Source organism: Fibrobacter sp., from assembly GCA_012523595.1.
Classification (GTDB): Bacteria; Fibrobacterota; Chitinivibrionia; order Chitinivibrionales; family Chitinispirillaceae; genus JAAYIG01.
In genome coordinates, this window is the sequence record JAAYIG010000225.1 from 1 (window position 1) to 4,770 (window position 4,770).

At 44.6% G+C, this 4,770-nt stretch carries 8 protein-coding genes; all 8 read left to right on the forward strand.

Annotated features, from left to right (window positions below; translation table 11 throughout):
* Positions 1-310: hypothetical protein (locus GX089_16080; GenBank protein NLP04013.1), on the forward strand; the 310-nt coding region annotated here is incomplete at its 5' end.
* 6 nt (positions 311-316) lie between these two features.
* Positions 317-550 carry a hypothetical protein gene (locus GX089_16085; GenBank protein NLP04014.1) on the forward strand — a complete coding sequence of 78 codons (234 nt, stop codon included), beginning with the start codon at positions 317-319 and terminating at the stop codon, positions 548-550.
* Positions 551-697 carry a hypothetical protein gene (locus GX089_16090; GenBank protein ID NLP04015.1) on the forward strand — a complete coding sequence of 49 codons (147 nt, stop codon included), beginning with the start codon at positions 551-553 and terminating at the stop codon, positions 695-697. It abuts the gene before it with no gap.
* A 432-nt stretch (positions 698-1,129) separates the two neighbouring features.
* Positions 1,130-1,915, forward strand: a complete 786-nt coding sequence (locus tag GX089_16095) for a class I SAM-dependent methyltransferase (GenBank protein NLP04016.1) — start codon at positions 1,130-1,132, stop codon at positions 1,913-1,915.
* 210 nt (positions 1,916-2,125) lie between these two features.
* A complete protein-coding gene (locus tag GX089_16100) occupies positions 2,126-2,761 on the forward strand; it encodes a hypothetical protein (GenBank protein ID NLP04017.1) in 636 nt (211 codons plus the stop codon).
* 13 nt (positions 2,762-2,774) lie between these two features.
* A complete protein-coding gene (locus GX089_16105) occupies positions 2,775-3,743 on the forward strand; it encodes a hypothetical protein (GenBank protein ID NLP04018.1) in 969 nt (322 codons plus the stop codon).
* The gene (locus GX089_16110; protein ID NLP04019.1) at positions 3,733-4,371 is read left to right on the forward strand and encodes a hypothetical protein; all 639 of its coding nucleotides are present in this window, start codon (positions 3,733-3,735) and stop codon (positions 4,369-4,371) included. Before GX089_16105 ends, GX089_16110 begins: the two co-directional genes overlap by 11 nt.
* Positions 4,372-4,574: 203 nt before the next feature.
* Positions 4,575-4,770: transposase (locus tag GX089_16115; GenBank protein ID NLP04020.1), on the forward strand; the 196-nt coding region annotated here is incomplete at its 3' end.

A 4,770-nucleotide genomic window follows, 5' to 3' on the forward strand; every position in this document is an offset into this window, starting at 1 on the left:
CCTTAATCCTTTAAGAGCCGGTAAGGTTAAATCCTTTGAGGAACTGGGTGCCTGGGCATGGAGCGGTCATGGTTATCTTTTGGGAAAAGAAGGAGCTAAGGGGGAGAAGTTTCAAAACAGAGAGCAGGCTCTTCGTTTCTTTGGAGAGACTGAATCAAGTGCTATCTCTTCATATTTGAAGTTTCTCTCGGAGAGTTGTCAGACCGGTAACAATGAGCAGGCTGGAGAGTTGTCATTTATCGAGGCAACAGAGGTTTCCGGTTCATGCAAAGGATGGCCGGCGGTAATAGGCGATCCGGAATTTACATAAAAGGCATTGGAGAACTACAAAGATTATCTGAACAGGAAGCATCGGAAGGCTAATTATGTTGTTGTGCTTGAGGAAGTGGCCGGGAGGGTGTGTGAGGCACACGATATCACCCTTGAAGAACTGATGAAACGGGGAAGGAAGGACAAGCGGTCGAAGGCACGAGCTGAATTCTGCAATAGATCCCACGAGCAGGAGCTCATACCTCTGTCTGTTATCTGCCAGATTCCTCAAAACTACTAAGTGATCGATACCACAGGCTGCGGTGATGCTTTTCAGGCCGGGTTTACTGCGAGCTATTATCATAACCGGGATATCCAGAAAGCGCTGCTTCTGGGAGCGGAACAGGGACGAATAGCAGCAATGAGTTTTGGCGGGGTTCCGTGGTGATGAGTTTTTTTTATCACATTGTAATAACATTTCCACACGTGCAGTACCTGCAATGGGGTATGGATTTCGTTTTATTCCGAGACAGGAAACAGTTTTGGGCTTGGATGGATCAAATATTAGTCATATTTTGTTTTTAATGGGGATATCTGGAAACGGAGAGCAGTTTGAGATAGAAAGTTATGCAATCACTATTTCATCTCCGGGGTGAATTAATGAAATTGGAGAGGCATCGTTCAAGTCCATTACCTCACTATTTCACCTCGAAGGTGAAATAGTGAACAGGAAAAAGAAACAAGCACTCGTTTCCTGCAAAGCAACACCACAAAACAATAGCGTTTCTTACTTTTTTTTGATATAATGCAAATACCATGTGATACAGATTCAGAAGTCCAGGCCAATCAAATTGAATATGCGTTAATAAGGGAGATTGCATTGGACAAATACATCGCTGGAAATAGAGATGCATGGAACTCAGCCTCGCTTTATCATCACAGGAAAATGGCTGATATATGGCTCGAGGGTTTCAAAACACCGGGTTATACCACTTTTGATGAATTTGATTATAAGTTGTATAACCGTCTTCCATTTAAAGGGAAATCTGTTTTTCAGGCGCCATGCAACAATGGACGTGAAATTCTGTCGTTTATCAATATGGGTGCATCTGAAGGAGTTGGGTTTGATATAAGCGATGAAAATATCGCTTTCTCCGAAAAACTAAAAGAAGTTTCAGGAATACAGGCTGAATTTATCCGCACTGACGTGTACAAAATTCCTGAAAAGTATAATAACCATTTTGATATCGGGATAATCAGTGCAGGATCAATTATATGGATGCCGGATCTGAAAAAATACTTTGAAATATACCATCGATTACTGAAACCAAACGGTATAATCTTTATCTACGAAATGCATCCACTAACTACTGTCTATCCCTATTCCTTTAAAGGAACAGATAGAGCCGAATTTGAATTCTCCTATTTTACAACGGATGTACTTGTTTTTCATGACAGCCTTGATTACTACGGTGGTGCAGAGTATGAGAGCCCTCCTCAGTATAACTTTCAGTACCCGATGTCTGATGTGATACAAACTCTTATCGATTTGAATTTTACCTTGAAGGAATTTAAGGAATACCCGCACGATTTGGGTGGCGGCCATGTTTATCTTGAAGGCAAAATCCCATTGTGCTATCATATCTGGGCTATTAAAACAATATAATGGAGAAAAAAACGGTTTGTCATTTCAACGAGTTATCAAGAAGAAATCTTTGGGACTATTCTCATGAAAATTAATAATTACACTTTTTATCTCTTCCCTACCAAACCCCGGCATACCGGAACTATTTTTTACCTATATATTATGAAAAAAATGCACGGTTTTTCTTTCTTCCTCTGCCTGAGCCTTTCTCTCTTCTACGGATGCGCTTCTGTGACCAGCGAAGGTGTTAGCAGCATACAACAAACCGGTTCTTCCATCCCTGCTTACCCGGATTTTTCCGGTGAAGCCGTAAGGGTGCAGGTGATGCAGTTCCGGATACCACCGGAACTTGCGCAAAAGTATCCTGAATTCACAGAGAAACAGGTTGGATTCGGACTCAGCGGCCGTATTGTCGATGAGCTGTACAATACCAGGCGGTTTGTTTTTATCGAGGAGAAGGCTGAGATGCAGCAGAAGATCCTGGAGCAGTGGGCGATGAGCCAGTCCGGGATTGTAGTTGAAAATGAGGAGATCTCAACTGATGGATTAAGCGCCCCGCAATTCCTTGTCTACGCGGAACTTACGGATTTCTCAGTAAGTTATTCTGAAAAGATAAACGGTATTACCATGGAGAAGCAGGCAACTACAATTATGTCACTTCAACTCAGGCTTCTCGATGTGGCTACAGGAGAATACATCCCTGCAACCGGGTCCGGATCAGCCACAAGCTCCGCGAAAGGTGTATGGGTGAGCTCCGAGACGCCGTTTGATCAATCAACTGTGGGAACAGCGGCACAGCGTGCAACCCAGGCCGCAGTTCTTCAACTTATTAACCGTATGAAGTGGCCTGATAAAAATCAAGAGTAATGAAAGGATAAACATGAACCGCTCTCAGCAAATGCTTCGTTTCACGTTTATAGCAGTGTCAGTGGTATTTGTCTTTACAACCCGGGCACAGGATCAGGTTTCTCCCAACGTGTTCAGCCCTGTTACAGTTGATCCCATGAAAAGCACCATTGTAAGCAATGGAATCAACATGGTAAAGCAGTTTGAGAGCGTTCCTCTGAACTTTAAAGTCTCCCCTGTCATGTCGGATTACGAGCTTGAGTTTTTCAACCAGGAGATTGGCGGCTTCTCTTTTCTCAAGGGATCTTCACACAATATACGAGCAGCCTATAAGCTAGTTTCCGGTAATGAGAAAAACGAAGTTTCCGTCGCATTCACAGAAAAGATCATCTCTGCAGAAAGGATGGATAAAGCCGCATTCAACCACATTTTCAGTGTCAAGGGACGCAGGCATTTTCTCCGGAATGACAAAATGTCGATCAGTTCCGGGTTGGGAGCAGATCTGATCATTTTCTCCCGCGAGATTACCGAAAAAACAACTACCCCCGATGGTTCTGAAATGAAAAAGGCTGGTTGTAACTTTGGTCTGGATGTAATAGCCGAAAAGAGCATTTCTTCACATAAGATAACAGGCGGCGTTCTGATACAGGAATCTCTCGCCAATGAATCATCGATTCTCGATCTTGGCTTCGCAGCCCTGTGGGGAATGCCAATCATGAAGCGGTTTGCGGTAAACGCGGACATCCTTTACCGACGCACAATACTGGGAATGATCAAAGAATACGGATACGAGGGGGAAAACCCCGAACTGGTCGACAAAGGATACAAAAAAGTTGACTATAGTGTAGCAGGAATAGCACAGCCCCACTGTCTCAGCACAGGGCTCAGCGGCACATTTCTGATCACAGATCTCTTTGCCTTAAACGCCGGGTACCGTACCCAGTTTCTTATCGAGGATTACTCCTCTCATACGATGTTTATCGGAGGACGGTTTGCCTTCTAAAGTATCGGGGCCCGTCTCATTGCTGATATCTGTTATCATTCCGGTTCTGATCGGCTGTTCCTCCACATCCTCAGGAACTCATTTCCCTGCTGAAGACGAGCCATCGACAATTGAGGTAATCGGAGTACAGAATGAATTATCGCTGAATTCCTGGAAGGATGATCGGGTGGGATTGGGGATTCAGGCAATTCTGGCCGAGGCACTCTTTGAGTCCGGGAAATTCAGGCTTATGGAGGTAAAGCCTGAGATGCAGCAAAAGAGGCGGGAGATTGCGGCAGGGATGTGGGCCGGGATCTACAAAGACAGCCATATAAAAGAGTTTATCGCCCAGTCTACTGCCAGGTACCAGGTTATGGCAAAGGTGATCTATTTCGGGCGCCCCTCAACCAGCGCATCTTTCGGCGTCATTCATCACGAATCCCACAGCTCTGTAATAAGAACAGAGGTAACAATAATCCACAGCAGCAGCGGTAAAAAATGGCGGGCAACAGGAGATGGAAAATCCTCCACCAGCGCATCGAGCGTTGTATTTACTTTCCAGAATGACCGGGTGGATTTTGATCAGGCCAATATCGGCAACGCACTAAGGGAATCCATAAAGGATGCTGTTGGAAAGATTTTGAACTGAGTTACTATCCAGATTCCTGAAATTACCCTCATCATTATAATCAAAAGAATTCCCAGAACTTAACAAGCTGTCGAAGGCTGGCTCAGGGTTCAGGAGCTCAGGGACGGACTACTTTTTTCTCTTTATTTCTCCCCATTGGGCATAGGATTTGCGTCTTATAACCTCCACCTTACATCAATCTCACCCTTTTGCCGGAGGAAAATATGCCTCGAATGGCCCGTCTGGAATCTCCTGGCTCTCTTTTCCACATAATGGCGCACTCTATCGAGGGCAAAGAGCTCTTTGTCGATGACGATGACAGGCTCGATTTCCTTTCCCGTTTTGCGAAAGGGCTGAAAAAATGCGAATACCAGTGTTATGCATGGGTCCTGATGGACAACCATTACCACTTTCTTATCA

Excerpts from the sequence above, each read along its gene's own strand:
- GX089_16105 (NLP04018.1), top strand. The coding sequence starts at position 2,775 with ATGAACCGCTCTCAGCAAATGCTTCGTTTCACGTTTATAGCAGTGTCA.